Below are 25,690 nucleotides of genomic sequence, written 5' to 3'. Positions count from 1 at the left end.
GAGATCAGCCTCCCGCCATCAGGTTCAGAATGCGCAAGGCAGAACCTTCGGTAATGTTGAAAATCAAATTGGGTGCAACACCAAACAGGATTGTGAGGATGGCGAGTGGAGCAATGCAGATCCATTCAATCCTGTTCATATCCTTAATCGTGTTCAGATCGGGATTGGTGATTTTTCCAAACACTGTCCGGCGATACAGGGTGAGCATATAAACGGCCGAAAAGATCACACCAAGCGCGGCGCCAAACGCTGCCCAGGTTGAAGCTTGGAAGCCACCGACCATGGTCAGGATCTCGCCGATGAAGCCAGACGTGCCAGGAAGACCGACATTGGCCATGGTGAACAGCATGAAGAACGTGGCATAGACCGGCATCCGGTGAACCAATCCGCCATAGGCGGAAATTTCACGAGTGTGCATCCGGTCATAAACGACGCCAACGATCAGAAAGAGTGCGGCGGAGATCAGGCCGTGGCTCAGCATCTGGAAAATGGCCCCCTGAACGCCGGCCTCATTGAAGGCGAACACGCCGAGCGTAACAAAGCCCATATGCGCAACAGATGAATATGCGATCAGTTTCTTCATGTCCGTCTGCCGCCACGCGACGAGCGACGTGTATACGATGGCGATCACCGCCAGTGCGAACATCATCGGCTGAAACATGTGGCTCGCGTCCGGGAACATGGGCAACGAAAAGCGCAGGAATCCATAGCCGCCCATCTTCAGAAGAATGCCTGCCAGCAAAACGGATCCCGCAGTCGGTGCCTGCACGTGTGCATCCGGCAACCATGTATGAACCGGCCACATAGGCAGCTTCACGGCGAACGACGCCATAAAGGCCAGCCAGAGCCAGGTCTGAACGTTCGGATCGAAGGAATATTTCTCCAGAATCTCGAAGTCAGAACCACCAGCAACCTGGTACATGTACACCACGGCCACGAGCATCAGCAGTGAACCGATCAGCGTATAGAGGAAGAATTTGAACGCCGCATAGATCTTGTCCTTGCCGCCCCAGATACCAATGATCAGGAACATCGGAATCAGGCCGGCTTCGAAGAAGATATAGAACAGGACGAGGTCCATCGCGGTGAAGACGCCGATGATGAAGGTCTCAAGAACGAGAAAGGCGACCACATACTCCGTCACGCGCTTGTGGATCGAGTTCCAGCTGGCCAGCAGGCAGATAGGGATCAGGAAAGTGGTCAGCAAAATAAGCGAAATAGACAGGCCATCAATGCCCATCTTGTAGCTGATGTTACGATACCAGCTGTATTGCTCGACGAGCTGATAGCCCGATTGAGACGCATCAAACGCACCAAATGCCGCGAGGGATGCAATGAAGGTTGCACCGGAAATGATCAGGCCAGCCAGGAGCGCTGTACGCCCCTCGGTATCACTGGAGGATGCATCCCGGCTGCCAGCTGTCGCTGCGCGCACGAGCATGATGATGAGTGCGCCTGCCAAGGGCAGGAACGTCATCGCTGAAAGAATGGGAAAACCGCCCATTAGTTGGCTCCTCCAGCGCGCAGCCACAATATTCCGCCGAATACGAGTGCAGCACCGATAATCACAAATGCGTAGTGGTAGAGATATCCGGTATGCATCTTGGACAAGCGTCCAGCCGAAGCCTTGGTCACGGCCACAACACCATCAGGCCCGATGCCGTCGATGATCTTTTTGTCCGCCTTCCAGAAGAGATTGCCGAGCATGGCCGAGCCCTTGATGAGCGTGGCCTGATAGATCTCGTCGAAATACCATTTGTTGTAGAACAGCGAGTGCAGCGGACCGCCGCTGTCGGCAACACGCTTACCAACACCCCGGTTGAAGTAATAGGTGAACGTCGCAATCAGGAAGCCGGCGATCGTAACGACCAGCGGGGCGTACAACACCCATTCAGGCACATTATGACGATCATGCAGGACATGGTTCTCTGCGGCGCGATAGATCGCGCCGGCCCAGAAAGTCTCATTATTGCTGTCCACGAATGCGTCGTAGAAATATACGCCCGCGAAAATCGCACCCAAGCTGAGCAGTCCCAGAGGCACCAGCATGACGAGCGGGCTCTCATGCGGTGTGTGGTCATGAGCGTGGCCATGTGCCTCATCAACTCCATGCACATCTTCAAGAGCGTGGTTGTCATGATGATCATGAGCTTCCCAGGTCTTTGGACCGTGGAACGTCATGTAGATCAGGCGCCACGAATAGAAGCTCGTCAGGAAGGCTGCAATCAGGCCGAACCAGAAAGCTACCTGACCGAACATGACCTTGGACTGGCCAGCGGCGAAAGTGCTTTCCAGGATGGCGTCCTTGGAGAAGAAGCCAGCGAAACCGATCTGGGTGTGCGGAATACCGAGGCCGATAATGGCAATCGTCCCGATCATCATGGCCGCATAGGTGAGCGGCATGAATTTGGCGAGCCCGCCCATGCGACGCATATCCTGCTCATGGTGCATACCATGGATAACCGAGCCAGCGCCAAGGAACAAAAGCGCCTTGAAGAAGGCGTGCGTGAAGAGGTGGAACATGGCCGCTTCATAGGCGCCGACACCTGCCACGAAGAACATGTAGCCAAGCTGGGAACAGGTCGAATAGGCAATCACGCGCTTGATATCGTTTTGCGCCATACCAACCGTGGCCGCATAGAGCGCGGTCACCGCGCCCACGATGGTGATCATGCCTGCAGCCCAGAATGTGTACTCATAGATCGGCGACAAGAGGCAGACGAGATAGACGCCCGCCGTCACCATGGTTGCGGCGTGGATCAAGGCCGATACCGGTGTCGGACCTTCCATCGCATCCGGCAACCAGACATGCAGGAAGAACTGGGCCGACTTGCCCATGGCGCCAATGAAGAGCAGCACACCGATAACTTCCAGCGCGTTCAGATTCCAATGCAGGAACGGAATCATCAGATCGCGGACCGGTGCCGCTTCCGTGAAACCAACAGGCACAACCGCCACATTGTTGCGCACGGCGTCCAGTACCGGACCGAACTCGACCGAGCGGAATACGAAGAAGACGGCCATGATGCCCAGCGCAAGGCCGAAATCGCCTACACGGTTGGTAACGAAAGCCTTGATGGAGGCGTCGTTCGGCGCCTTATTCTGGTACCAGAAGCCGATCAACAGGTAGGAAGCGAGACCCACGCCTTCCCAGCCGAAGAACAACTGGATGAAATTGTCAGCGGTCACCAGCATGAGCATCATGAAGGTGAAGAGCGACAAATAGCTGAAGAAGCGCGCCTTGTGCGGGTCCTCGCTCATATATCCCCAGGAATAGAGATGCACGAGGCCGGATACGCCGGTAATCACCGCCATCATCACAATGGACAACGTGTCGACGCGGATTGCCCAATTCGCCTGGAATTCGCCGACGCTTATCCATGGCATGAGGGTAATCACATGCTGCTTGATTTCCATGCCGGTCGTCGCGGCGACGAGACTTGCATGATGCTCCTCAGTGCCCGTGTGACCACCAAGACCCGCCACATAGGCGAACAGCTGGATCAGCGACAGCGCGCCTGCTGATAATACGACAGCAGTGGTCAGCCCCATGACGATTTTGTCGCCAATCTGCTTGTGTGCCAGGCCGGTCAGCGCCACGAGCCCTGGCGCAAGGACGATATAGAGGATCAGGATATCTGGAAGCATCGCCCTACCCCTTCATCAGGTCGACATTTTCGACCGAGATATCACCGCGATTGCGGAAGTAGACGACGAGAATGGCAAGACCAACAGCTGCCTCGGCTGCCGCAACTGTCAGTACCAACATCGCGAAGACCTGCCCGGCAATCGTGCCACTAAATACCGCAAAGGCAATGAGGTTGAGGTTTACCGACAACAGGATCAGCTCAATCGCCATCAGGATGACGATGATGTTCTTGCGGTTCACGAAGATGCCCACGACCCCGATTGTGAACAGGGCCGCCGAGACGGCGAGAAAATGGGAAAGCCCAAGGTCCATTTCTTAGATCCCCTGCCCCGGAGTGGGGTCTTTCAATTCATAGGCATCGCTGCGACGGCGCGATGTCTGCTTGGCAATGTTCTGGCGCTTGGTCTCTGGACGGTGGCGCAGCGTCAGCACGATGGCACCAACCATGGCAACGAGCAGGATGATGCCCGCCATCTGGAACAGCAGCAGGTATTGCGTATACATTACCTGCCCAATGGCCTCGGCATTAGTCTCAGCGCCCGGAGATGCATCGAAATTGGTCTCCATGTCTGCTGTGCCGATCACCGATGCCAGCACGATTTCGGCGGCAAATATGATCCCGACAAGCACAGCAAACGGCCAGTATCTCAGTGTGCCGCGCTTGAGCTCGACGAAGTCGACGTCCAGCATCATAACGACGAACAGGAATAACACAGCAACCGCGCCGACATAGACAACGACCAAAAGCATCGCCAGGAACTCAGCGCCAATCAGCACAAGCAAACCGGCCGATGAGAAGAATGCGAGAATGAGCCACAACACCGAATGAACGGGGTTGCGCGCCATGATCACCGACAGCGCCGAGACGAGCACGACGGCCGCGATCAGATAGAAAGCGATGACTGCCACAGCCCTACTAGGCCCCCTTCTTGGCAGGGCAGAACGCCCCACGAGTTAATAGTTCCGGCGGCCTAGCGATAAGGCGCGTCGAGTTCCAGATTCTTGGCGATCAGTCGTTCCCAACGATCTCCATTCGCGAGCAGGCGGTCCTTGTCGTAGAACAGCTCTTCGCGCGTTTCAGTGGCGAATTCGAAGTTCGGCCCCTCCACGATGGCATCGACCGGACAGGCCTCCTGACAGAAGCCGCAATAGATGCATTTCACCATGTCGATATCATAACGTGTGGTACGACGGGCACCGTCTGCGCGCGGCTCAGCCTCAATCGTGATGGCCTGCGCCGGGCAGATTGCCTCACACAATTTACAGGCGATGCAGCGCTCTTCACCGCTGGGATAGCGCCGCAAAGCGTGTTCCCCGCGAAAGCGCGGCGAAAGAGGATTTTTCTCAAACGGATAGTTCACCGTTGCCTTGCGCGTGAACACTTCCCTTGTCGCCACGACGAGCGCGCCGAGGAAATCGGTCAGGAGCGCGCCGCGGATGGTTTGAGCCAGACTCATGACTGAACTCCCAGATAAACGACATAGCCGGACACAATCAGAACCGCCACGAGCGAGGTTGGCAGGAAGATCTTCCACCCCAGGCGCATCAGCTGGTCATAGCGGTAACGAGGGACAATCGCCTTCACCATCGCGAACATTATGAACAGGAACAGGATCTTGAACATGAACCAGAACAAGCCGGCGAATGCATTCACGAAGGGGTGATCGCGGACAAATTCCTCTCCCAGCGCGAATGGACCGTGCCAGCCGCCAAGGAAAAGGATCGTCATCAACGCGCACATCAGAACAATGTTGAGATACTCGCCCAGCATGAAAAGCAGGTAGGGCGTTGAGCCGTATTCCACTTGGTAACCCGCGACGAGCTCGGATTCGGCTTCCGGCAAATCGAAGGGTGGCCGGTTGGTCTCAGCAAGCGCTGATACGAAGAAGATAATGAACATCGGGAACATGACGAGGATCAGCGGGAAGTGCTGGAAACTGAAAGCATGCCAGGTCCAGATACCGCCTTCCTGCGCGTTCACGATATCCGTCAGGTTCATCGAACCTACCAGCAAGATGACGGTCACGATCACGAAGCCGATCGACACTTCATAGGAGACCATCTGCGCTGCCGAGCGCAGGGCGCCGAGGAACGGATATTTGGAGTTCGACGCCCAGCCGCCCATAATGATGCCATAGACGCCCAGCGAACTGATCGCGAACAGGTAAAGCACGCCGACATTGAGGTTCGAGATGACCCAGCTCGTGCCGCTTGCAGTGCCGGGCGCAACCGGAATCGCCGCCCAGGCCGCGAAGGCCAGCGTACAGGTCAGGATTGGCGCGATAAGAAAGACGGTCTTGTTCGCACCAGCCGGAATCACGATTTCCTTGAGCAGGAATTTTCCGAAATCGGCGAATGACTGCATCAGGCCGAAAGGTCCAACAACGTTCGGGCCTTTGCGCATCATCACGCCAGCCCAGACCTTGCGATCCAAAAGCAGGAGGAATGCGATCGATAACAACAGGACGAGCGTGAACAGTGCGATCTGTCCGAGGACCAGCAATGGCCCCCAAAGTTGCCCGAGAGACTCGACGTAGTTGCTCATGGCGCCCGCCCTACTCCGCTGCTACCGGAGTGTCCAGCGCTGAGGCCAGCGCAGAACATTCGGCCATCGTCTTGGACGCCCGTGCGATCGGGTTCGTCATATAGAAATCGTCAAACACCGGACGGAATGTCGCGGTCACAAGGATTGTCGAAGGAGTCGTGATTGGCGTTTTGAGGGCCTCCGCCCCCATCGCGCCCGGCGCGAATCCAAGTCCTGAGAAAGTGGTGCTTTCACCCTCAGGACCGCGCAATTCAGCACGCAGCGCATCGGCGGTATCATAGGGCAGTTTCTTGCCAACAACTTCCGACAAGGCTCGGAAAATGGCCCAGCCTTCGCGTGCCTCACCTTTTGGCTGCACAGCGCGGCTCGTCATCTGGACGCGGCCTTCGGTGTTCACAAAGGTGGCGGACATTTCGGTATAAGCGGCACTCGGCAAAATAATGTCCGCACGCGCAGCCCCCGCATCGCCATGCGAGCCTATGTAAATGACTTTCGAATTGCCAAGGTTAGACAGATCGAGCTCGTCAGCCCCGAGAAGCACGACCGTTTCCATCCCGCCGGACAGGATATCTGCCGTCGCGGCTCCACCCTCGCCAGGCACGAACCCAACGTCCAGCGCGCCCACGCGGCCCGCCGCATTGTGAAGAACGCCAAATCCGGCCCAGCCGTCTTTAACGGCGCCAATTTCGTTTGCCAGTTCCAGCGCTTTAGCGAGAACTGCTGCGCCATCTTCGCCGCAGAGCGCGCGTTCGCCGATGACGACCATCGGCCGCTCGGCATCTGCGAGCACTTTGCCGAAGTCCGAATTGCGGATATTTGCAAGCGCCGACGCGCCATCGCCGAGCCAGGCATGCTCATATGTCAGATCCGCAGCTTCGCCGATACGGCCAACTTTCAGGTCAGCCCAAAGCCATGCCTTGCGGATGCGCGCATTCCAGACAGCGGCTTCAACGCGCGGATTCGTACCGATCAACAGCAAGGCGTCAGCATCTTCTACGCCAGCCAGTGTGCCATTCAGGATATAACGTTCGCGCACCCCATCTGTGCCATATTGCGCCCCGGCGGGACGACAATCTGTATTCTCCACACCGAGCCCTCGGAAAAAATCAAGCGCTGCCTTGGCCTGCTCAACCTCGATCAAGTCTCCGGCGACAACGCCGATTTTTTCAGGGGATGCCGACAGCGCCTCTTTCACGGCCGCAAAAGCCTCGCCCCAATTAGCCGGGCGCAGTTTGCCGTTCTCGCGAATGTAAGGCTTGTCGAGGCGTTGGCGGGCTAGGCCATCCCAAATGAAACGGGATTTGTCCGACAGCCACTCCTCGTTGATGCCTTCGCTCACTTCAGGAAGGATGCGCATCACGCCATCACCCTTGGCGTCCACGCGGATCGCAGCGCCCATGGCGTCCATCACATCAATGGAGGACGTTTTACGCAGCTCCCAGGGGCGCGCATTGAATGCGTATGGCTTGGAGGTCAGCGCACCAACCGGACACAAATCAATGACGTTGCCAGACAGTTCGGATGTCAGGCTCTTTTCCAGATAGGTCGTGATTTCGGCATTTTCGCCACGCGAAATCATGCCGAGCTCCTCGACCCCCGCGACTTCGGCGGCGAAGCGCACGCATCGCGTGCACTGGATGCAGCGGGTCATGATCGTCTTGACCAGCGGGCCCATATTCTTGTCTTCAACGGCACGCTTGTTCTCGTCATAGCGACTGCCGGCGCGGCCATAGGCCATGGCCTGATCCTGCAGGTCGCACTCGCCGCCCTGGTCGCAGATCGGGCAATCCAGCGGATGGTTGATCAGCAGGAATTCCATGACACCATTACGGGCCTTTTCCACATAGGCGCCCTTGGTGCGGATGTTCGGTGCCGATCCATCCCGGTTCGGACGCATGTCGCCCACGGTTTGCGCGCACGAAGCAATCGGCTTCGGTGCGCCTTCCCATTCGACAAGGCACATGCGGCAATTGCCGGCGACCGACAGGCGCTCATGATAGCAGAAGCGCGGAATCTCAGCACCCGCTTCCTCACACGCCTGCATCAGCGTGTAGGCGCGTGGGACCTCAATGTCCTTGCCATCGACATTCAACTTAAAAAGGTCGTCGGACATATCTCTACTCCGCTGCCACGACTGCGCCCTGCACCATGGCGCGCGGCAGTCTGTACTGGTTGATGCGATCCTCAATCTCATGGCGGAAGTGGCGGATCAGGCCCTGAATCGGCCAGGCCGCTGCGTCACCGAGTGCGCAAATCGTGTGGCCTTCAACCTGCTTGGTTACATCCAGGAGCGTCTCGATCTCATCATGCTCGGCTTCGCCTTTGACCATTCGCTCCATGACGCGCCACATCCAGCCTGTGCCTTCACGGCACGGCGTGCACTGGCCGCAGCTTTCATGTTTGTAGAAATATGCGAGACGGGCAATTGCCTTGATCAGGTCGGTGTCCTTGTCCATCACGATCACCGCCGCCGTGCCCAGGCCTGATTTAAGGTCCCGCAGTGTGTCGAAATCCATGTAGGCGTCCATGATCTGCTCGGCCGGCACCATCGGCACGGACGATCCACCGGGGATCACCGCCTTGAGATTGTCCCAACCACCCCGGATACCGCCGCAGTGATTATCAATCAGCTCACGGAAAGTGACCGACATTTCTTCTTCGACATTACATGGCTTGTTCACATGCCCGGAAACACAGAACAGTTTTGTGCCCGCATTGTTTGGACGGCCAAATCCGGCAAACCACTCAGCACCGCGGCGAAGAATGGTCGGAGCCACTGCAATCGACTCGACATTGTTTACTGTTGTTGGGCAGCCATACAGGCCAGCATTGGCCGGAAACGGTGGTTTCAGCCGGGGCTGTCCCTTCTTGCCTTCAAGGCTTTCCAGCAAGGCTGTCTCCTCGCCGCAGATATAGGCGCCGGCCCCGTGATGGACATAGAGATCGAAATCCCAGCCATTCACATTGTCCTTGCCGATCAGCTTTGCCTCATAGGCTTCCTTGACGGCTTTCTCGAGCGCATGGCGCTCATTGATATACTCACCACGCAGGTAGACATAGCATTTATGGGCGCGCATCGCGCGGCTTGCCACCATGCAGCCCTCGATGAGCAGATGCGGATCATGCCGCATGATCTCGCGATCCTTGCACGTGCCGGGCTCGGACTCGTCAGCATTGACGACCAGATAGTGCGGTCGATCGCGCACTTCCTTCGGCATGAACGTCCATTTCAGACCGGTCGGAAAGCCAGCGCCGCCGCGACCGCGCAAGCCTGAGGCCTTGATCTGGTCGCATATCCAGTCTGGCCCCTGATCCAGCATCTCCTTGGTGAGGTGCCAGGCGCCGCGTTTCTTCGCCGCTTCGAGGTCGGGTGAGTGCAAACCATAGAGGTTTGTGAAGATGCGATCCTTGTCCTGCAGCATGGCCTAGTCCTCATCATCCCTGCTGGAGGCAACCTGCCCCGCATCGACCCGCTTCGAGAACTCGGTCTCGCCGCCCGTGGCCAGCTCTTTTGCTTGCGCGATCCAGTCTTCCCGCTCGATCCGACCCGGGAAGCTCATATAGTCTTCGACCCAGTCAATATTGGCTGGCGTCCAGTCCGCGATCTGCTGGAAGGTGAAGATGCCGAGTTCATTGAGCGCATCCTCATTCTTCGGTCCGATACCCTTGATGCGCTTCAGATCATCATGGTCTTCAGAGGCGATCGCGACCGATTCCGGCTTTTCGCCTGAAACGGCAGCAGGTGCAGATTTCTCGGCGGTTTCCGTCTTCGAGATCAGCGTCGTCTTGCCGGTATTTTCCTTTTGGGGAACTTCGCGTTGTGTGTTCGTCGGCGCAGATTCCGCTGGTTTGCCGGCAGCCGTCGGCTCCGGTTCTGGCTCGGCGGTCGGCAAATTGGGCAAAGCACCCGACTGGTTGCGTGTTCCATCGAATAATTGCGGATCGGTCAGGATAGCCGTGCCCCCTTCCGGCGCGCTATTGATCCGGTCGACCTGCGGGCCGGGATGTGCCTCGACGCCATTCTTCAGCTTGTTGAGAATCATCCCCAGCGAATCTGGGGTCAAATCTTCGAAATAATCGTCATTCACCTGAACCATGGGCGCATTCACGCACGCGCCAAGACACTCGACCTCTTCCCAGGACAGACGACCATCATCGGTCACGAACATCTGCTTGCCGATCTCGGTCTGGCAGACCTCCTTCAGCTTCTCCGCGCCACGCAACTGGCAAGGCGTCGTGCCGCAGAGTTGGATGTGGTACTTTCCGACCGGCTGCAGACGGAACATCGTGTAGAAGGTCGCGACTTCATAGACGCGGATATACGGCATCTCCAGACGATCGGCGACTTCACGCATAGCAGGCTCGGATAGCCAGCCACTATTGTCCTTTTGCGCCAACCACAGCATCGGGATCACCGCAGACCGCTGCTTGTCAGCCGGATACTTGCCGCGCCAGAACGCAATTTTCTCTTCGGTCTCGGGCTTGAACGCGAATGTGTCGCCTCCAGCCTCCATATCAAAACGGCGTAGTGCCACTACTCGCCCCTTTTCGAAAAACAGCGACGGGCTTCATCCTTGAGAGGATGTTCGTCAAAAAAGCGTGTCTGCGCAGTACTCATCGGTCGATTTCCCCGAACACGATATCGAGTGAGCCCAAGATGGCGGACACGTCCGCCAGCATGTGACCCTTGCTGAGATGGTCCATCGCCTGCAGGTGCGGATAGCCCGGCGCGCGAATCTTGGCGCGATACGGGCGGTTCGTCCCGTCCGAGACGAGATAGACGCCGAACTCGCCCTTCGGCGCCTCGATGGCGACATAGGTCTCGCCTTCCGGAACATGGAAACCTTCAGTGTACAGCTTGAAGTGATGGATCAGGGCTTCCATCGAATTCTTCATCTCGGCCCGGCGCGGCGGCGCAAGCTTCGAACCGGGCACAAGGACAGGCCCGGGCCCCTCTTTCGACATGAGGTCAACACATTGCTGCATGATCTTCACCGACTCGCGCATCTCTTCCATACGGCAGACATAGCGGTCGTAATTGTCGCCATTCCGGCCAACCGGAATTTTGAAATCGAGCTCGGAATAGCATTCATAAGGCTGCGAGCGGCGAAGGTCCCAGGCGAAACCCGACCCACGCACCATCACGCCCGAGAATCCCCACTCCATGATGGTCTTCTCATCAACTAGGCCGATATCGACATTGCGCTGTTTGAAGATGCGATTTTCGGTGACCAGGCTTTCGATGTGATCAAGCTTGCCCGGGAATTGCTCACACCATTCCGCAATATCGTCAATGAGGTTCTGCGGCAGGTCCTGATGGACGCCGCCAGGGCGGAAATAAGCGGCGTGCATGCGGCTGCCTGAGGCGCGCTCATAGAACACGCACAGTTTTTCACGTTCTTCAAAACCCCAGGTGATCGGCGTCAACGCGCCTACGTCGAGGATCTGCGTTGTTACATTCAGCAAGTGCGACATGATCCGGCCGAGCTCTGAATAGAGCACGCGAATCAAGCTTGCCCGCCGGGGGACTTCGACGCCCAGCAGCTTCTCGACGGCCAGGCACCAGGCGTGCTCCTGATTCATGGGAGAGCAATAGTCCAGTCGGTCGAAATATGGCATTCCCTGCAGGAATGTCTTGTACTCCAGCAGCTTCTCGGTGCCGCGATGCAGCAAGCCGATATGGCTGTCCACACGGGTCACGATCTCGCCATCGAGATCGAGAATCATACGAAGGACGCCGTGGGCGGCCGGATGTTGAGGACCGAAATTCAGTGTGAACTTTCGGTCTTCCATTTCGGAGATGTGCGCGGTGTCAGCCATTATTCAGAAGGCTCCTCGGCTTTCTCGTCCCCGGGAATATGACTGGTCATACCCTCCCACGGTGAGAGGAAATCGAAATTGCGATATTCCTGCGGCAGTTCGACCGGCTCATAGACGACGCGCTTTTCAAGGTCGTCGTAACGCACTTCATAATGGCCTGTCAGGGGGAAGTCCTTGCGCAGCGGATACCCCTCAAAGCCATAATCGGTGAGGATGCGGCGAAGGTCAGGATGATCGGAGAACTGGATGCCATACATGTCGAAGGCTTCCCGTTCGAACCAGTTTGCGGCAGGCCAAAGCCCGACAATACTTGGAACGGGCGTATCTTCATCGGTACTGATACGTACGCGCACACGATGATTCATCCGCATCGAAAGCAGGTGATAAACGACTTCGAACCGCTCGGTCCGCTCCGGATAATCAACCCCGCAAACATCGACAAAGGTCTCGAAATTGCACTGCTGGTCGTCGCGCAGGAAGCGCATCAGGCTCACAATGTGATCGCGCTCGGCCAACACGGTCAACTCGCCAAGCGTCACGTCCGCAGACTTGACGGCATCCGGCTGGCGCGCGGCGATATGAGCGCCCAGTTCACCCAGGGCTTCGATAGCTTCTGTTGTCATCATGTCAGCTCCTACCGTTCCAGCGAGCCTTCGCGGCGAATCTTCTTCTGCAGCTGCAAGAAGCCGTAAACCAGCGCTTCAGCAGTCGGCGGGCACCCCGGAATATAGATATCGACCGGCACGATTCGATCGCAGCCACGCACAACGCTGTAGCTGTAATGGTAATAGCCGCCACCATTGGCACAGCTACCCATGGAAATCACATAACGTGGCTCCGGCATCTGATCGTAAACCTTGCGCAGGGCGGGTGCCATCTTGTTGGTCAGGGTGCCGGCAACGATCATCACGTCCGACTGGCGGGGTGAACCGCGCGGCGCCATACCGAAGCGCTCAAGGTCGTAACGCGGGTTGCCGGCGTGCATCATTTCCACGGCGCAGCAGGCAAGGCCGAACGTCATCCACATCAGGGAACCGGTCCGCGCCCAAGTGATCAGATCATCGGCTGCGGCGGTGAAATAGCCTTTATCAGCCAATTGGTCTGACAGGCCGGTATAGAACGGGTCATCATTGCCGGGCTGAAAGCCGCCTTCGACTCCCGTCCGCGCGCCGCCAAGAGCATATGTCTTGTAATCGTCAGCCATTATTCCCACTCCAGCGCACCGCGGCGCCACTCATAAACAAATCCGATGGTCAAAACACCGAGGAAACCAACCATGGACCAGAATCCGACCAAGCCAATCGTTCCAAGGCTTACTGCCCACGGGAACAGAAATGCCACTTCCAGGTCAAAGATGATGAACAGAATCGCGACGAGATAGAATCGCACATCGAACTTCATCCGCGCGTCGTCAAAAGCGGGGAAGCCGCACTCATATGCTGAGTTCTTTTCCGGATCCGGATTGCTGGGCGCCAGAAGCACCGAACCTAGAATGAACAGGCCCGAAATCACGGCGCCGATGACCAGAAAAATGATCACGGGCAAATAGTCGAGTGCCAAGCGTTCGATCTCTGACATGGTACCTTGTCTCCTGCCGCAGGGGTGGCTTGATCTGGCGCCGGATTAGGACGGTTTCGCCTATGGCGCAACAGACAGACGCAATATATCGCAGCAACTCAGTCTAGCCTGAATTATTGCCCAACTCACGTGCACTATACTGCGGCGGTGCGTCACGGCGCAAAGCAGAACGGGCGCAGCAGGCTCGGCACCATAGCCATGAATTCAATCGGCTTTTTGCGATCCATTCGCATCCAGAGGATCAGTGAGCAGCTATGTCGAGTGCCTCTAGCGTTTCAAACGACAGCTGACCCACACCCAAGCCCTGCTCCCGCTGATACGCTTTCAGCGCGCTCATCGTTGCGGGCCCGAATTTGCCATCAATTTCGACCGCATGACCGACTTGTGAAAGCGCTTTCTGAAGGACAGTAATCGTCTCGGGAGATATATCTTCGTCGCACAACACAGTCTTCCATACCGCCCTCCCCTCGCCTGTCACGATCCGTTTCTCGACCGTGCGATACGTCGCCGGGATCGAGACGATTTCTTCACGGGCGGGCCTGACCAATTGTTCGATCATGAGCGTTTCATACTCCGCTGGTATCGCAACCGGCTCGACACGTGCCGGTTCGACCAGGACCTGCTTCACGAGCGTATGATACTCTGCTGGAACTATGCGTGTCTCGGACTGGTCAGGCTTCACAATACGCGTGCGTGTAATTGTCTTGTACTCTGCCGGGACATCGACCGACGCAAGCACGTCGTTCCCCGGAGGTTTGCTGGCATCATCCTCGCCGGCAATCGCGCGACCAGCCACATCTTCCTTTAAATCCAAAGTCGAATAAGCCTGCCGGACCAGCACTTGTTCGGTGTAGGTTTCGTATTCTGCCGGGATCACAACCGTCTCTGTTCGTTCCGGCCGGACCAGCACTTGCTCTGTAACCGCCTCATAGACTGCAGGCACGATCCTATACTCGGTCGCGGCCTGTTTGACCTCGACCAACCGCGACACTGTTTTGTATTCGGCGGGATAAATACGAATTTCGGTTCGTTCGGGCTCGTGCAGCACCTGCTCGGTCACGGTCTCGAACGTTTCCGGAATTAAAACAGGCGCATGGCAGGTTCCAGTTATGTTTTCGGCCAGCGCTGGTCCCATCATCAGAAGCCCAGCAGCGGTCGCGATCATCGGTTTGAGTTGCATGAACCTGCTCCAGCCGCCACCGAAACATACAAGCGTTCCAGTCTACCAATTACCACGCATTTCAACCATGCACTCATATTCCGCAACCCTCCCCGCACCAGGAGATACGCACCCGCCACGCAGTTTCCTCTGCGCTCAATTTACCGAGACACTGGTGTTCTGTGCTCCAGCCAGTATTAGAAAGCCGAATCCCAGCCCCGAGGTACTCCATGATCCCCAGATACACCCGCCCCGAAATGGCAGCCATTTGGTCTCCCGAATCCAAATTCGGCATCTGGCTGGAGATCGAGACCCTCGCAGCCGAAGCCATGGAGCAGAAGGGTCTGATTCCGGAAGGAGTCTCCGCAGCGGTCCGCGAACGTGCGGCGTTCGACGTAGATCGGATCGATGAGATCGAGCGTGAAGTGAAGCATGACGTCATCGCCTTTCTGACGAATGTCGCAGAACACGTTGGTGACGAAGCGCGCTTCTTGCACAAGGGCATGACCTCTTCAGATGTCCTGGACACATGTTTCAATGTCCAGCTTGTACGCGCAACCGACCTCCTAGTGATTGGTGTAGACCGCGTCTTGGCCGCACTCGAAAAGCGAGCCTTTGAACACAAGCTGACACCCACTATTGGCCGCAGTCACGGGATTCATGCAGAACCCACTACATTCGGTGTGAAACTTGCCGGCTATCATGCCGAATTCCAGCGCGCACGGACCCGCCTGGTGCTGGCTCGCGAAGAAGTGGCGACGTGTGCAATCTCCGGCGCAGTTGGCACATTTGCAAATATCGACCCGTCCATTGAGACTCATGTTGCCGAAAAGCTCGGTCTCAGCGTCGAGCCCGTTTCTACCCAGGTCATCCCGCGCGACCGCCATGCCATGTTCTTCGCAGTCTTGGGTGTGATCGCGTCTTCTATTGAACGGCTTTCAACAGAAGTACGTCACCTCCAGCGCACTGAAGTGCTCGAAGCCGAAGAGTTCTTCTCGGCGGGCCAGAAGGGCTCATCCGCCATGCCACACAAGCGCAATCCCATTCTGACGGAGAACCTTACCGGTCTTGCCCGGCTTGTCCGCTCCGCTGTGACGCCTGCCATGGAAAATGTTGCGCTATGGCATGAGCGCGATATCTCGCACTCCTCGGTCGAACGTGGCATCGGCCCGGACGCGACCGTGCATCTTGATTTTGCGCTGCACCGTCTTGGCGGCGTGATCGAGAACCTCTTGGTCTATCCGGAAAACATGATGAGCACGATCGACAGCATGGGTGGCCTCCACAATTCGCAACGCATCTTGTTGGCCCTCGTCGAAAAAGGCGTCAGCCGTGAAGACAGCTATCGTCTGGTCCAGCGCAATGCGATGCGGACCTGGAAGAAGGAAGGTGACCTTCTCGACCTGCTCAAACAGGATGAGGAAGTATCATCCCGACTGACAGATTCCGAACTCGAGTCCTTGTTCGACCTTGGCTACCATTTCAAACACGTGGACACGACCTTCGAGCGCGTCTTCGGACGCTCCTGAGACCCGGCGGTCATTTGAGGACGGCGATTAGATCCTGCCAAGCGCCGTCCTTGCCTTCTCAGCGACGGAGGACCACGCCCCAGTGGTTACATCCTTCTCCGTCGCGATCCAGGAGCCGCCCACCGCCACCACGTTTGGCAGGGCCAGATACTCACCCGCATTATCGGCGCTGACACCGCCCGTCGGCATGAATTGGAGATGCGGCAGCGGTCCGGACAGCGCCTTGAGCGCGCCTACGCCGCCAGCAATCGCGGCCGGAAACAGTTTCAGCATCTTGAACCCTTCCTCATAGCGCGTCATCGCTTCGCTGGCGGTCGCCACGCCCGGAATTGTGATGCCCATGTAATCACCAAGTGCGTCCAGCAGGCCGGGCGACATGCCGGGAGATACAAGGAAGTCAGAACCGGCATTCATTGAATTCACCACGTCCTCCTTCGTCAAGACCGTCCCCGCTCCCACGATCAAATCCGGCTGCGCCTTCTTCATTTCCTCGATGACCTTCAAGCCACTTGGCGTGCGCAGCGTAACTTCGGCGATCGTGAGACCGCCCTCAACAAGCGCGCGCGCCAATGGAGCCGCTGCGTCCACATCAGGCACAACAAGCACAGGAACAATCGGTGCCCGTTGGGCAGCTGCTTTCAGGGCATCAAGCGAGGAATTCATTTAAGCGTCTCCTGGGCATAATAGGCAGCAGCGCCAATCAGAGGCGCCTCGGGGTCGTGCATAAGGCGTACCGGACAATTCGCAAGGTAGCCAGACATCGGCCCGCGATCGCGGAACCGGGCAACCGATTCAGGTCGTCGCAAATAATCAACGATCCGCTCAGTTACCCCGCCGGCAAGAACGACGCCGCCGAGTGCTCCATTTGCGAGCGCCAGATCGCCGACCGCCCCCATGACGGCTTTCGCGCGCATGGCGATCAGTTGATCAAACATCTCGTCACCTTGATCGGCCCGGTGTCGCATCTCCTCAGGCGAGATGTCTTCCAATTCGCGCCCGAAGACTTCGCAAAAGGCGCGATGGACGAATTCGAGCCCCATGCCCGATGCAACCAATTCATTCGATACATAGCCCTGATTCCGCATGAGAACACTTGCTATGTCGAATTCCAATGCATCCCTTGGCGCATAGGCGATGTGCCCGCCCTCACCGGTGAGAACCTGCCAGGCATCGTCGCCCAGTGGAAATAAGGATGCCACACCGAACCCGGTGCCAGGCCCGGCCACTATTACAGGCAGTTCCGTCATTTCTTCACCAGGCAGGATTTCCTCAAAATAGTCGCCGGAATGCTCAGGCACCGATCGCGCCATCGCGGTGAAATCATTGATGATTCTAATATCGTCGAAGCCAAACGTCTCGCACAGGCGCCGGGCCGAGACGTGCCAATCCCGGTTGGTCAGCATCACTTCGCCATCCTGCACAGGCCCGGCCATGGCAAAACAGGCATGCTTCGGCTTTAATCCGGTGTCTTCCAGATATTGGCGCAACGCTGCGGCAAATGTTTCGAAACTGTCCCCCGATAGTTTTGAATAGTCATTGATCTCAACTTTACCGCCCGGCTTCTCGGCCAAAGCGAACCTGACATTCGTTCCCCCTACATCCCCTACCAGCACGGACTCACGCATCAGGTCAGTCCCCCCGATTCGAGAAATTGACAGGACCTGCCAATTCCCGGAAATAGGTGAACATTTCGCGGCCAAGTCCCATGCCGTTGTCGTTTGGCCTGTATTCGTCCGGGATGCGCTTTGCAAACTCTTCCGGATCAACCTTGATATCGAGCACACCGCGCTCGGCATCAAACACAATCATGTCGCCATTTTGCACTTTCGCGATCGGGCCACCGCGAGAACCTTCCGGACTCACATGAATCGCGGACGGCACTTTGCCGCTCGCGCCCGACATGCGTCCATCTGTTACCAACGCGACCTTGAATCCCCTGTCCTGCAAAACCGCAAGCGGCGGCGTGAGCGTATGCAATTCGGGCATACCATTCGCCGCCGGTCCCTGGAACCGAACAATAGCGACGAAGTCCTTGTCCAGTTCTCCTGCATCAAATGCCGCTTTCAGCGCTTCCTGGGAATCGAATATGATAGCAGGCGCTTCCACAACGCGATGCTCCGGCTTTACAGCGGACACCTTGCTGACGCCCAAGCCAATCGGCCCGTCCATCATCCGCAATCCACCATCCTTGGAGAACGGGTCAGATACCGACCGTAATATGTCCGTATTCCCACTTGTTGCCGGCGCAGGACGCCAAGCGGCTTTGCCGTTTTCCAGATAAGGCTCCACTGCATAGCCTGATATCGGACCAGCCACGCCCATCGCGTCGCCATCCATTAAACCGGCTTCAAGCAATTCGCGCACGAGGAAACCCATACCGCCTGCTGCGTGAAAATGATTCACATCAGCCGGTCCGTTTGGATAAACACGCGCCAGCAGCGGCGTCACCGCGCTGATATCCGCAAAGTCTTCCAGAGTTAGAATGATGCCCGCAGCAGCTGCCATGGCTGGCAAGTGAAGTGCATGATTGGTAGACCCCCCCGTCGCCATCAGACCTACCACGCCATTCACAATAGACCGCTCATCGATCATTTCGCCCGCTGGCATATAGTGATCGCCCTGCGCATGGATCTCCGCGACGCGATGTGTGGCTGCACGTGTCAGCGCTTCGCGAATAGGTGTGCCTGGATTGGCGAAGGCAGCACCTGGCAAGTGGAACCCCATGACTTCCATCAGCATCTGGTTCGAGTTCGCTGTGCCGTAGAATGTGCACGTGCCCTGCGTATGATAGCTCTCTGACTCCGCTTTCAAGAGCGCGTCACGACCTACCTTGCCTTCCGCGAACAGCTGACGAACACGTTGCTTTTCAGGGTTGGGCAGACCGGACGGCATCGGCCCAGCTGGCACAAACACAGACGGAATCCAGCCAAACCGTAGCGCGGCGATCACGAGGCCGGGAACAATTTTGTCACAAACACCCAGATGCATCGCGCCATCAAATACGTCGTGGCTCAGGCCGATGGCCGACGCCATCGCGATCACGTCGCGAGAAAACAGCGACAGCTCCATCCCGGTAAAGCCCTGTGTGACGCCATCGCACATGGCGGGGACGCCTCCGGCAACTTGCGCAATGGCGTTCACCTCCCGAGCGGCATCCCGGATAATGGCTGGATAGTCCTGATACGGCGCATGCGCAGAAAGCATGTCGTTATAGGCTGTAATGACACCAATGTTCGGCCAGCCAGCGCCGAGTAATTGTGTCTTCTCAATCACCGCGCATCCCGCCGAGGCATGCGCCAAACTGCTTTCAGACATCCTCCGTCGGGCGAAATCCTTGGGGCGACGACTACGGATCATTTCGAGATATGCTTGGCGCGCGTCTCGTGACCGCTCTCGAATGCGCGCGGTCACTTCTGCGATTGTCGAATTCATCTCAACCATTATGCTGCCCATACGACCGTCAAACGCGGCCCCAATTTATCGATTGCATATTTAATAGGCTTTTCCTGCACGGACGACATTATCGCCGTGTCGAACACTGCCTTTTTCGCTTCTCCGAAGATTAGCAGAATCGCGGACGACGCACTCGTTACGCCCTTGCCTGTAAGGGTAATACGCTGCGGATTTTCACCGGCGACCGGACACCCGGTCGCATCAACGGCTGCAACCACATTTTTACTTTCCAGAGCGGCTGACAGATCCTTCGAACCCGGAAACCAGCTGGCGGTATGACCATCCTCACCCATACCAAGAAAAACCACGTCTGCGGGCTCACAGTGCGGGGCATACGCCTTGTCTCTGTCTGCCACAGCTTCCTGCGGCATGGCGTCCATTGTTTTCATCGGCAGAAAGCCTGCAGCTCCGGCGTTTGCCTTTAGCAGTCGGCTGCGTACGAGGCGCTCGTTGGATGCGTCGTCTTCAGGGTTGACCCAACGTTCATCGACGAGACCAACCATGACCCGCGCCCAATCCAGCTCGGTCGTGGCAAGGGCATCAAATATCGGCCCCGGCGTTGAGCCACCTGACACCATCAGCGACGCGGTGCCTTTCAGCTCCAACGCCTTCGTCAGCCCACCTGCTATGAATTGCGTTACAAAGCGCGTTGCCTCATCGCGGCTGTCAAACATCATGAATTCATGCGCCAATCCGCTCATGATCCCTCCCACCATGCCCGATTGTCGCGGTCCATCATCATGGCAGCAGCGAGTGGGCCATCCGAACCGGCTGTGTAGGCTTCGGGGCGATCACCTGATTTTTCCCAGGCTTCGATAAGCCCATCAACCCAAGTCCAGGCCGCTTCAACTTCATCCTTGCGCATGAAGAGGGAAAGGTTTCCGCGCACGACGTCCATCAATAGTCGTTCATACGCGTCCGGATACCGAACCGTGAAGCTTTCGGCGTAGGAGAGGTTCAAGGGCAGAGACTTGACGCGTAGACCGCCCGGACCCGGCTCCTTGATTTGAACGAACAGGCGCACACCTTCATCCGGCTGCAGACGAATAACCAGCTTGTTCGCACTCTCATACCCCTCCCCGAACAAGGAATGGGGTGTTGGTTTGAACTGAATGATGATATCCGAGTGACGCTGCGACATCCGCTTGCCAGTCCGCAGATAGAAGGGGACGCCCGCCCATCGCCAGTTGTCGATATTGGCCTTGATCGCCACAAAGGTCTCAGTCGAGCTGACGGTTTCAGAACTCAACTCTTCCAGATAGCCTTTAACGGGCTTGTTGTCTTTCACACCAGCCTTGTATTGCCCGCGAACGGTTTGCTTCTTGGCGGCTTCGCCCGTGATCGGTGTCAGCGCGTTGAGTACCTTGATTTTCTCGGTACGAACATCATCATCGTCGAGTTGGTTCGGCGGCTCCATAGCCGTCAGGCACAGCAGCTGGAGCATATGGTTTTGCACCATGTCTCTCAGGGCACCGGATTTATCATAATAATCTGCACGTCCCTCAAGACCCAGGTCTTCAGCAACCGTGATCTGAACATGGTCCACATAATTGCGAGACCAAATTGGCTCGAACAGCATATTGGCAAATCGCAGGACCATGAGGTTCTGTACCGTCTCTTTGCCAAGATAATGGTCAATCCGAAAAACTTGGCGTTCGGCGTAGACTTGAGCAACACCGTCATTGATCGCCTTGGCAGATTCCAGATCGGTCCCGATCGGCTTTTCCAGCACAACCCGAGTGTTGCCCTCTGACAGGCCCGCCTTGCCCAGTGCTTCACATATTTGAACATACAGGCGCGGCGACGTAGCGAGGTAAAATACGCACGGACGGTTGTCATCCAGTGTCAGGAAAGATTTGAGGGTGGCCCAATCTGCATCTTCCTGTGTTGCATCAATGGACACATACTCAATCAACTTCTCGAACTTGGACCATTCCTTCGTATCCCAGTTGTCGCCAGACGCTGACTCACAGGCTTCTCTTGCCATCTTGCGATATTCTTTGGTGTCCATCTCACTGCGCGCAGTGCCAACAATACGGCTGGATTCCGGAATCTGGCCATCCAGCCATCTGTGAAACAAGGCAGGCAAGAGCTTGCGCCGGGAGAGGTCACCTGTCCCGCCGAAGATAACGATGTCGAACGGATCGACAGGAATGAATTTTGCCATCAGGCAGTCTCCAGAGCGCTCGAGGTGAACATTGGCGGAATCAGGCCGAATTCGGATCGATCCCGAGTATTTTCTAGTTTGTCAGCTTATTCGTCAGACTCGCAAAGGTCGTGAAACGCAAATTTTGGTATCATCATTCTTCACTTTAGCTTCGCTTCCCCGGCTGGTAGTGCTTCTCTGCAAATTTTGCAGACTCTTTGATCAACGGTCTGGACGAATAGACCAAACATGTGACAACGTTGTTTTTGGTGTTCTTAAGCGGAGGAAGCACGAGATGTCCAGCACTAGAACGCGTTTGGAGGATCTTGCCTCAATCGCGGGTGTCTCGATCGCAACTGTTTCGCGCGCCCTAAATAACAGCCCCGCAGTAAATGATGAAACCAAGCGTCGGGTCTGGAAGATCGCCCGCGAGCACAACTATAATTTCCGCCCATCCATGCCGGCGCTCTTGTCCGGCGCTGCTGCGACGATTGCAGTCGTCGTGCCCACACTGGCTGGGCGCCAGACGGAAGTCTCTGACCCGTTCTTTCAGGAACTGATCAGCGGCCTCAGTGAGGCTGGGCGTTTGGCTGGCTGCGATGTGCTGATCTCTTATCTGGCCCCGAAAAACCAGGACGACCTCGCCTCCATCATGACCGCGAACCGTGCTGAGGGCGTCATATTTCTTGGCCAGAGCTTCTTGCACGAAAGATTCAACCAACTGGCCGAAACTGAAAGCCGTTTCATAGTTTGGGGCGCGGAAATCCCCGGCCAGAAATACTGCTCTATCGGCTCGGATAACTTGCGCGGCGGCAAACGGGCGACGTCTCACCTGCTGAATCTCGGCCGCCGGCGAATCGCTTTTGTGGGTGATACGTCCAATCCAGAGATTTTGCAGCGCTATGAAGGCTATATCTCTGCGCATCGTCGGGCTGACATTCCGCTCGACGCGGACCTCACGCTCCAGTCAAGTTTTGACGTAGAATCCGCCGAAGCTGCAATTTCCAGCCTGATGGAGCGCGGCGTCACGTTTGATGCTGTTTTCGGAGCAAATGACCTGATTGCCCTGGCCACCATTCGCAGCTTGCTCAGAGAGGGAGTGCGTGTGCCCGATGACGTCTCGGTGATTGGTTATGACGATCTTCAACTCTCCGCCTATGGCTATCCTGCCCTGAGCACGATCTCACAGGATCCTGCGCGGGCCGGGCGGATCCTTGTCGCCAAGCTGATTGCGTCGGTGGACACAGGCAGCATGCGATCTGAGCGTCTGCCAACCGAACTTATCGTCCGCGAATCCTGCGGCTTGTCCTAGTGGCGGGAAATCCGACACGAGTATGGCGGGACGCGTGTCTTGTTTGGACTATCGCTTCCGACGCACATTAGAACCTGATCAGATGAAACGTCTGTGATCGCAGCCACCACTTCGGTCCCGCCAATATTGAAGACGCACTCAATCGTTTCGCCTTCCCATAGCCGACGAAACACGAGCAAGTCCCCGGACAAGTCGATAAATTCGATTTCGCCATATTGTAACGCGGGCGAGCTGGCGCGCACACGCGCGAGCGTGCGTGTGAATTGAAGCATAGACTGGGGATCGGCTTCCTGAAGATCTACCGCCAAATCCGCATGGCCCTGGCCCAGAGGCAGCCACGGCTTGGCATCGCTGAAACCGCAATATGTATCGGCGCTGGCCCAGGGCATTGGCGTGCGAGCGCCATCGCGGCCGAGCGTGCGGGGCCAATTCGCGATTGCTTCAGGGTCCTGCAAATCCTCAAACGCAATCTCCGCCTGCGGTAGGCCAAGCTCCTCGCCTTGATAAAGGATGGGATTCCCGCGCAGGCAAAACAGCAAAGCTGTGGTCAATTTGGCCCGAACAACAGGATCGGCACCCTCCAACCAGCGGCTGACACACCGCGGCGCATCATGATTTGAAAAGGCCCATGATGGCCAGCCCTCTCCTGGCGCGCCAAGCCAGTTGCTTTGCGATGCAACAATCGCTTCGACGCCCAACCGCTTCGCATAGAGGAAATCGAAGCTGTAGGCGGAATTGAGATGCAGCTGGCCCGCCGTATAGGCACGCATCTCCTCGAGCGGGCTTGGACCTGGAACTTCCGCGACCGAGAATATTTCTCCATATTGGTCCATGAGCATTCGCAAGCGCTGCAGGAATCCCGGCAGATCTGGATGTGATTGATCGTAGACATGTTCCTGGAGGTCAAAGGGACGCGAAACATTTCGGGGTGCAGGAATTTTCGGCGGATTGTCCCGCAATCCCGGGTCGAACAGGGAAAAATTGAGCGCATCGAGCCGGAAACCGTCCACGCCGCGATCCAGCCAGAACCGCATCACATCGATGAGCGCCTGCTGGACATCCGGATTGTGCAAATTCAATTGCGGCTGGCTCGGCAGGAAATTGTGCATGTAATATTGCTGCCGTCGCGCATCCCATGTCCAGGACGGTCCGCCAAACACAGCCTGCCAGTTATTAGGCGGTGTTCCATCGGGTTTTGGATCGCTCCAGACATACCAATCCGCTCGCGTATTGGTTCGGTCCTCTCTGCTCTCGGCGAACCAGGCATGCGCGTCGGATGAGTGTGCATAGACCTGATCGATGACGATTTTCAGGCCGAGTGCGTGCGCGCGGCTCAAGAGTGCGTCGAAATCTTCCAACGTGCCAAATGCCGGATCGACATCGCAATAATCTGCCACATCATATCCGAAATCCCTCATGGGGGAGGTAAAGAAGGGCGATATCCAGACACCGTCCACGCCGAGGGAGGCCACATGGTCCAGCCTCTGCATTATGCCTTTCAGATCGCCAACGCCATCTCCATTCGTATCCTGATACGACCGCGGATAAATCTGATAGATGACCGCACCCTTCCACCAAGGCTGTGCGCGTTCCGATGATATTGCGTTCGGCATGGTCTGAAATTCCCGTCAATTCTGACCAGCATCGCACCGCCCCGCGATTTTTCAATCATCTAAGCGCCGCCAGGACCAGCAGCCCGGAAACGGACTGTATTGACTGAAAATTCGGAAATCCGCCTGGCAGGGGCAGAAGGACTTGAACCCTCGACCCTCGGTTTTGGAGACCGATGCTCTACCAACTGAGCTATACCCCTACAGGCGAAAGAGCGGTTTGCCTCAAATGCCGTCATGCCGCAAGACTAGAGCTTCAGCCCATGGAGAAAAATTGTGTCCCGCATCCCCTATCCCGACGTTGACGCCCTTCCTGAAGACCAGAAAGCCTTTCTGGATAAGCTCGCCCCGCTCAATATCTTCCAAATGCTTGGCCATGCTCCTCATCTGCTGAAGCCCTTTATCGGCATGGGTACGGCCTTTCTGCAAAATGGAAAACTGGATCCGATCACCCGCGAATGTGTGATCCTGCGTGTCGGGTACTTGTCCAATGCCAAATATGAAACGAGCCAGCACGAGGCTATCGGATTGGCGATCGGCATGGATGGCGAACTGATCGAAGCGGTGAAATCTGGTCCAAATGCCGACGGCTTGAGCCACGAGCAGAAACTGGCACTGACCTTTACAGACCATCTGGTAACGCATCCCCATCCCTCAGACGGCGCGCTCAAACCGGTTCTGAAACATTTCGGACCGTCCCTGCTGGAAGAGTTGGTTCTGCTGATCGGCTACTACATGATGGTCTGCCGCTTCCTTGAGACATTCGGCGTGGAAGTCGAAGAGGGCGGTCCAAAAGGCGCTGACATCAAACTCGACTGACGCCCATAAAAAAAAGGCCGCCCCTTTTGGGACGGCCTTCTCATTACTGCCTGATGGGAACAGGGCTTAC

23 protein-coding genes and 1 tRNA gene are annotated in these 25,690 nt (G+C 56.8%); 3 read left to right on the top strand and 21 right to left on the bottom strand.

Annotation, left to right across the window (positions count from 1 at the left end; genetic code table 11):
- Window positions 1–4 precede the first annotated feature (4 nt).
- From L53_RS04160 to L53_RS04095, 14 genes are all read right to left on the bottom strand, one after another.
- The gene (locus L53_RS04160) at window positions 5–1,504 is read right to left on the bottom strand and encodes an NADH-quinone oxidoreductase subunit M (protein ID WP_034812293.1); all 1,500 of its coding nucleotides are present in this window, start codon (window positions 1,502–1,504) and stop codon (window positions 5–7) included.
- The gene (gene nuoL / locus L53_RS04155) at window positions 1,504–3,648 is read right to left on the bottom strand and encodes an NADH-quinone oxidoreductase subunit L (RefSeq protein WP_034812292.1); all 2,145 of its coding nucleotides are present in this window, start codon (window positions 3,646–3,648) and stop codon (window positions 1,504–1,506) included. The genes L53_RS04160 and nuoL overlap by 1 nt, the downstream gene beginning before the upstream one ends.
- 4 nt (window positions 3,649–3,652) lie before the next feature.
- Window positions 3,653–3,961, bottom strand: coding sequence for an NADH-quinone oxidoreductase subunit NuoK (gene nuoK / locus L53_RS04150; protein ID WP_034812289.1), 309 nt, complete (start codon window positions 3,959–3,961; stop codon window positions 3,653–3,655).
- A gap of 3 nt (window positions 3,962–3,964) precedes the next feature.
- Window positions 3,965–4,558: an NADH-quinone oxidoreductase subunit J gene (locus tag L53_RS04145; RefSeq protein ID WP_034812287.1), complete on the bottom strand. Its 594-nt coding sequence runs from the start codon at window positions 4,556–4,558 to the stop codon at window positions 3,965–3,967.
- 62 nt (window positions 4,559–4,620) lie between these two features.
- Window positions 4,621–5,106: an NADH-quinone oxidoreductase subunit NuoI gene (gene nuoI / locus L53_RS04140; RefSeq protein WP_034812285.1), complete on the bottom strand. Its 486-nt coding sequence runs from the start codon at window positions 5,104–5,106 to the stop codon at window positions 4,621–4,623.
- A complete protein-coding gene (nuoH, locus tag L53_RS04135; RefSeq protein WP_034812283.1) occupies window positions 5,103–6,194 on the bottom strand; it encodes an NADH-quinone oxidoreductase subunit NuoH in 1,092 nt (363 codons plus the stop codon). The genes nuoI and nuoH overlap by 4 nt, the downstream gene beginning before the upstream one ends.
- A gap of 10 nt (window positions 6,195–6,204) precedes the next feature.
- On the bottom strand, window positions 6,205–8,307 hold the full coding sequence (gene nuoG / locus L53_RS04130) for an NADH-quinone oxidoreductase subunit NuoG (protein WP_034812282.1): 2,103 nt from the start codon (window positions 8,305–8,307) through the stop codon (window positions 6,205–6,207).
- A gap of 4 nt (window positions 8,308–8,311) precedes the next feature.
- Window positions 8,312–9,616, bottom strand: a complete 1,305-nt coding sequence (nuoF, locus tag L53_RS04125; RefSeq protein ID WP_034812279.1) for an NADH-quinone oxidoreductase subunit NuoF — start codon at window positions 9,614–9,616, stop codon at window positions 8,312–8,314.
- Window positions 9,617–9,619: 3 nt separating this feature from the next.
- Window positions 9,620–10,729, bottom strand: a complete 1,110-nt coding sequence (gene nuoE / locus L53_RS04120; protein ID WP_034812276.1) for an NADH-quinone oxidoreductase subunit NuoE — start codon at window positions 10,727–10,729, stop codon at window positions 9,620–9,622.
- 79 nt (window positions 10,730–10,808) lie between these two features.
- A complete protein-coding gene (locus tag L53_RS04115; RefSeq protein ID WP_034812273.1) occupies window positions 10,809–12,014 on the bottom strand; it encodes an NADH-quinone oxidoreductase subunit D in 1,206 nt (401 codons plus the stop codon).
- Window positions 12,014–12,640 carry an NADH-quinone oxidoreductase subunit C gene (locus L53_RS04110; protein WP_233347563.1) on the bottom strand — a complete coding sequence of 209 codons (627 nt, stop codon included), beginning with the start codon at window positions 12,638–12,640 and terminating at the stop codon, window positions 12,014–12,016. The genes L53_RS04115 and L53_RS04110 overlap by 1 nt, the downstream gene beginning before the upstream one ends.
- An 8-nt stretch (window positions 12,641–12,648) precedes the next feature.
- Window positions 12,649–13,218 carry an NADH-quinone oxidoreductase subunit B family protein gene (locus L53_RS04105; RefSeq protein ID WP_034812271.1) on the bottom strand — a complete coding sequence of 190 codons (570 nt, stop codon included), beginning with the start codon at window positions 13,216–13,218 and terminating at the stop codon, window positions 12,649–12,651.
- Complete coding sequence (locus L53_RS04100; protein ID WP_034812269.1) at window positions 13,218–13,592, bottom strand: NADH-quinone oxidoreductase subunit A; 375 nt, start codon at window positions 13,590–13,592, stop codon at window positions 13,218–13,220. The genes L53_RS04105 and L53_RS04100 overlap by 1 nt, the downstream gene beginning before the upstream one ends.
- A 241-nt stretch (window positions 13,593–13,833) precedes the next feature.
- Window positions 13,834–14,772: a peptidoglycan-binding protein gene (locus L53_RS04095; protein WP_034812267.1), complete on the bottom strand. Its 939-nt coding sequence runs from the start codon at window positions 14,770–14,772 to the stop codon at window positions 13,834–13,836.
- Window positions 14,773–14,981: 209 nt separating this feature from the next.
- Between L53_RS04095 and purB the strand changes: the two genes are divergently transcribed.
- Window positions 14,982–16,280 carry an adenylosuccinate lyase gene (purB, locus tag L53_RS04090; protein ID WP_034812265.1) on the top strand — a complete coding sequence of 433 codons (1,299 nt, stop codon included), beginning with the start codon at window positions 14,982–14,984 and terminating at the stop codon, window positions 16,278–16,280.
- A 27-nt stretch (window positions 16,281–16,307) separates the two neighbouring features.
- On the opposite strand, the gene eda is transcribed toward purB, so the two are convergent.
- The 5 genes from eda to zwf are packed head-to-tail and all read right to left on the bottom strand — an operon-like array spanning window position 16,308 to window position 21,900.
- Window positions 16,308–16,943, bottom strand: a complete 636-nt coding sequence (eda, locus tag L53_RS04085) for a bifunctional 4-hydroxy-2-oxoglutarate aldolase/2-dehydro-3-deoxy-phosphogluconate aldolase (RefSeq protein ID WP_051607574.1) — start codon at window positions 16,941–16,943, stop codon at window positions 16,308–16,310.
- Window positions 16,940–17,905, bottom strand: coding sequence for a glucokinase (locus tag L53_RS04080; protein WP_034812262.1), 966 nt, complete (start codon window positions 17,903–17,905; stop codon window positions 16,940–16,942). The genes eda and L53_RS04080 overlap by 4 nt, the downstream gene beginning before the upstream one ends.
- Before the next feature lie 4 nt (window positions 17,906–17,909).
- Window positions 17,910–19,721 (bottom strand): phosphogluconate dehydratase, encoded by a 1,812-nt coding sequence (gene edd / locus L53_RS04075; protein ID WP_051607573.1) that lies wholly within the window; start codon window positions 19,719–19,721, stop codon window positions 17,910–17,912.
- Window positions 19,721–20,434 carry a 6-phosphogluconolactonase gene (gene pgl, locus L53_RS04070; protein ID WP_034812261.1) on the bottom strand — a complete coding sequence of 238 codons (714 nt, stop codon included), beginning with the start codon at window positions 20,432–20,434 and terminating at the stop codon, window positions 19,721–19,723. The genes edd and pgl overlap by 1 nt, the downstream gene beginning before the upstream one ends.
- Complete coding sequence (gene zwf, locus L53_RS04065) at window positions 20,431–21,900, bottom strand: glucose-6-phosphate dehydrogenase (RefSeq protein WP_034812259.1); 1,470 nt, start codon at window positions 21,898–21,900, stop codon at window positions 20,431–20,433. The genes pgl and zwf overlap by 4 nt, the downstream gene beginning before the upstream one ends.
- A gap of 274 nt (window positions 21,901–22,174) precedes the next feature.
- Between zwf and L53_RS04060 the strand changes: the two genes are divergently transcribed.
- Window positions 22,175–23,191, top strand: coding sequence for a LacI family DNA-binding transcriptional regulator (locus L53_RS04060; RefSeq protein WP_034812257.1), 1,017 nt, complete (start codon window positions 22,175–22,177; stop codon window positions 23,189–23,191).
- Here L53_RS04060 and L53_RS04055 read toward each other — a convergent pair.
- The gene (locus L53_RS04055; protein ID WP_034812256.1) at window positions 23,188–24,804 is read right to left on the bottom strand and encodes an alpha-amylase family glycosyl hydrolase; all 1,617 of its coding nucleotides are present in this window, start codon (window positions 24,802–24,804) and stop codon (window positions 23,188–23,190) included. The genes L53_RS04060 and L53_RS04055 overlap by 4 nt on opposite strands.
- Before the next feature lie 124 nt (window positions 24,805–24,928).
- A tRNA-Trp gene (locus L53_RS04050) sits at window positions 24,929–25,004 on the bottom strand.
- A gap of 73 nt (window positions 25,005–25,077) precedes the next feature.
- On the opposite strand from L53_RS04050, the gene L53_RS04045 reads away from it, so the two are divergent.
- Window positions 25,078–25,620, top strand: a complete 543-nt coding sequence (locus L53_RS04045) for a carboxymuconolactone decarboxylase family protein (protein WP_051607572.1) — start codon at window positions 25,078–25,080, stop codon at window positions 25,618–25,620.
- The last annotated feature ends 70 nt before the right edge of the window (window positions 25,621–25,690 follow it).

Source organism: Hyphomonas sp. L-53-1-40 (assembly GCF_000682775.1).
Lineage (GTDB): Bacteria > Pseudomonadota > Alphaproteobacteria > Caulobacterales > Hyphomonadaceae > Hyphomonas.
This window is presented reverse-complemented; position numbering and strand designations above follow the sequence as displayed.

Bases quoted from the DNA above. Each gene is read 5' to 3' on its own strand.
- L53_RS04105 (WP_034812271.1), bottom strand. From the start codon at position 13,218: ATGGCTGACGATTACAAGACATATGCTCTTGGCGGCGCGCGGACGGGA.
- L53_RS04055 (WP_034812256.1), bottom strand. From the start codon at position 24,804: ATGCCGAACGCAATATCATCGGAACGCGCACAGCCTTGGTGGAAGGGT.
- L53_RS04115 (WP_034812273.1), bottom strand. From the start codon at position 12,014: ATGGCTGACACCGCGCACATCTCCGAAATGGAAGACCGAAAGTTCACA.
- nuoH (WP_034812283.1), bottom strand. From the start codon at position 6,194: ATGAGCAACTACGTCGAGTCTCTCGGGCAACTTTGGGGGCCATTGCTG.
- nuoI (WP_034812285.1), bottom strand. From the start codon at position 5,106: ATGAGTCTGGCTCAAACCATCCGCGGCGCGCTCCTGACCGATTTCCTC.
- purB (WP_034812265.1), top strand. From the start codon at position 14,982: ATGATCCCCAGATACACCCGCCCCGAAATGGCAGCCATTTGGTCTCCC.
- L53_RS04095 (WP_034812267.1), bottom strand. From the start codon at position 14,772: ATGCAACTCAAACCGATGATCGCGACCGCTGCTGGGCTTCTGATGATG.
- L53_RS04160 (WP_034812293.1), bottom strand. From the start codon at position 1,504: ATGGGCGGTTTTCCCATTCTTTCAGCGATGACGTTCCTGCCCTTGGCA.
- nuoK (WP_034812289.1), bottom strand. From the start codon at position 3,961: ATGGACCTTGGGCTTTCCCATTTTCTCGCCGTCTCGGCGGCCCTGTTC.
- edd (WP_051607573.1), bottom strand. From the start codon at position 19,721: ATGGTTGAGATGAATTCGACAATCGCAGAAGTGACCGCGCGCATTCGA.
- nuoG (WP_034812282.1), bottom strand. From the start codon at position 8,307: ATGTCCGACGACCTTTTTAAGTTGAATGTCGATGGCAAGGACATTGAG.
- eda (WP_051607574.1), bottom strand. From the start codon at position 16,943: ATGAATTCCTCGCTTGATGCCCTGAAAGCAGCTGCCCAACGGGCACCG.
- pgl (WP_034812261.1), bottom strand. From the start codon at position 20,434: ATGAGCGGATTGGCGCATGAATTCATGATGTTTGACAGCCGCGATGAG.
- L53_RS04100 (WP_034812269.1), bottom strand. From the start codon at position 13,592: ATGTCAGAGATCGAACGCTTGGCACTCGACTATTTGCCCGTGATCATT.
- L53_RS04110 (WP_233347563.1), bottom strand. From the start codon at position 12,640: ATGATGACAACAGAAGCTATCGAAGCCCTGGGTGAACTGGGCGCTCAT.
- nuoF (WP_034812279.1), bottom strand. From the start codon at position 9,616: ATGCTGCAGGACAAGGATCGCATCTTCACAAACCTCTATGGTTTGCAC.
- L53_RS04060 (WP_034812257.1), top strand. From the start codon at position 22,175: ATGTCCAGCACTAGAACGCGTTTGGAGGATCTTGCCTCAATCGCGGGT.
- zwf (WP_034812259.1), bottom strand. From the start codon at position 21,900: ATGGCAAAATTCATTCCTGTCGATCCGTTCGACATCGTTATCTTCGGC.
- L53_RS04080 (WP_034812262.1), bottom strand. From the start codon at position 17,905: ATGCGTGAGTCCGTGCTGGTAGGGGATGTAGGGGGAACGAATGTCAGG.
- nuoL (WP_034812292.1), bottom strand. From the start codon at position 3,648: ATGCTTCCAGATATCCTGATCCTCTATATCGTCCTTGCGCCAGGGCTC.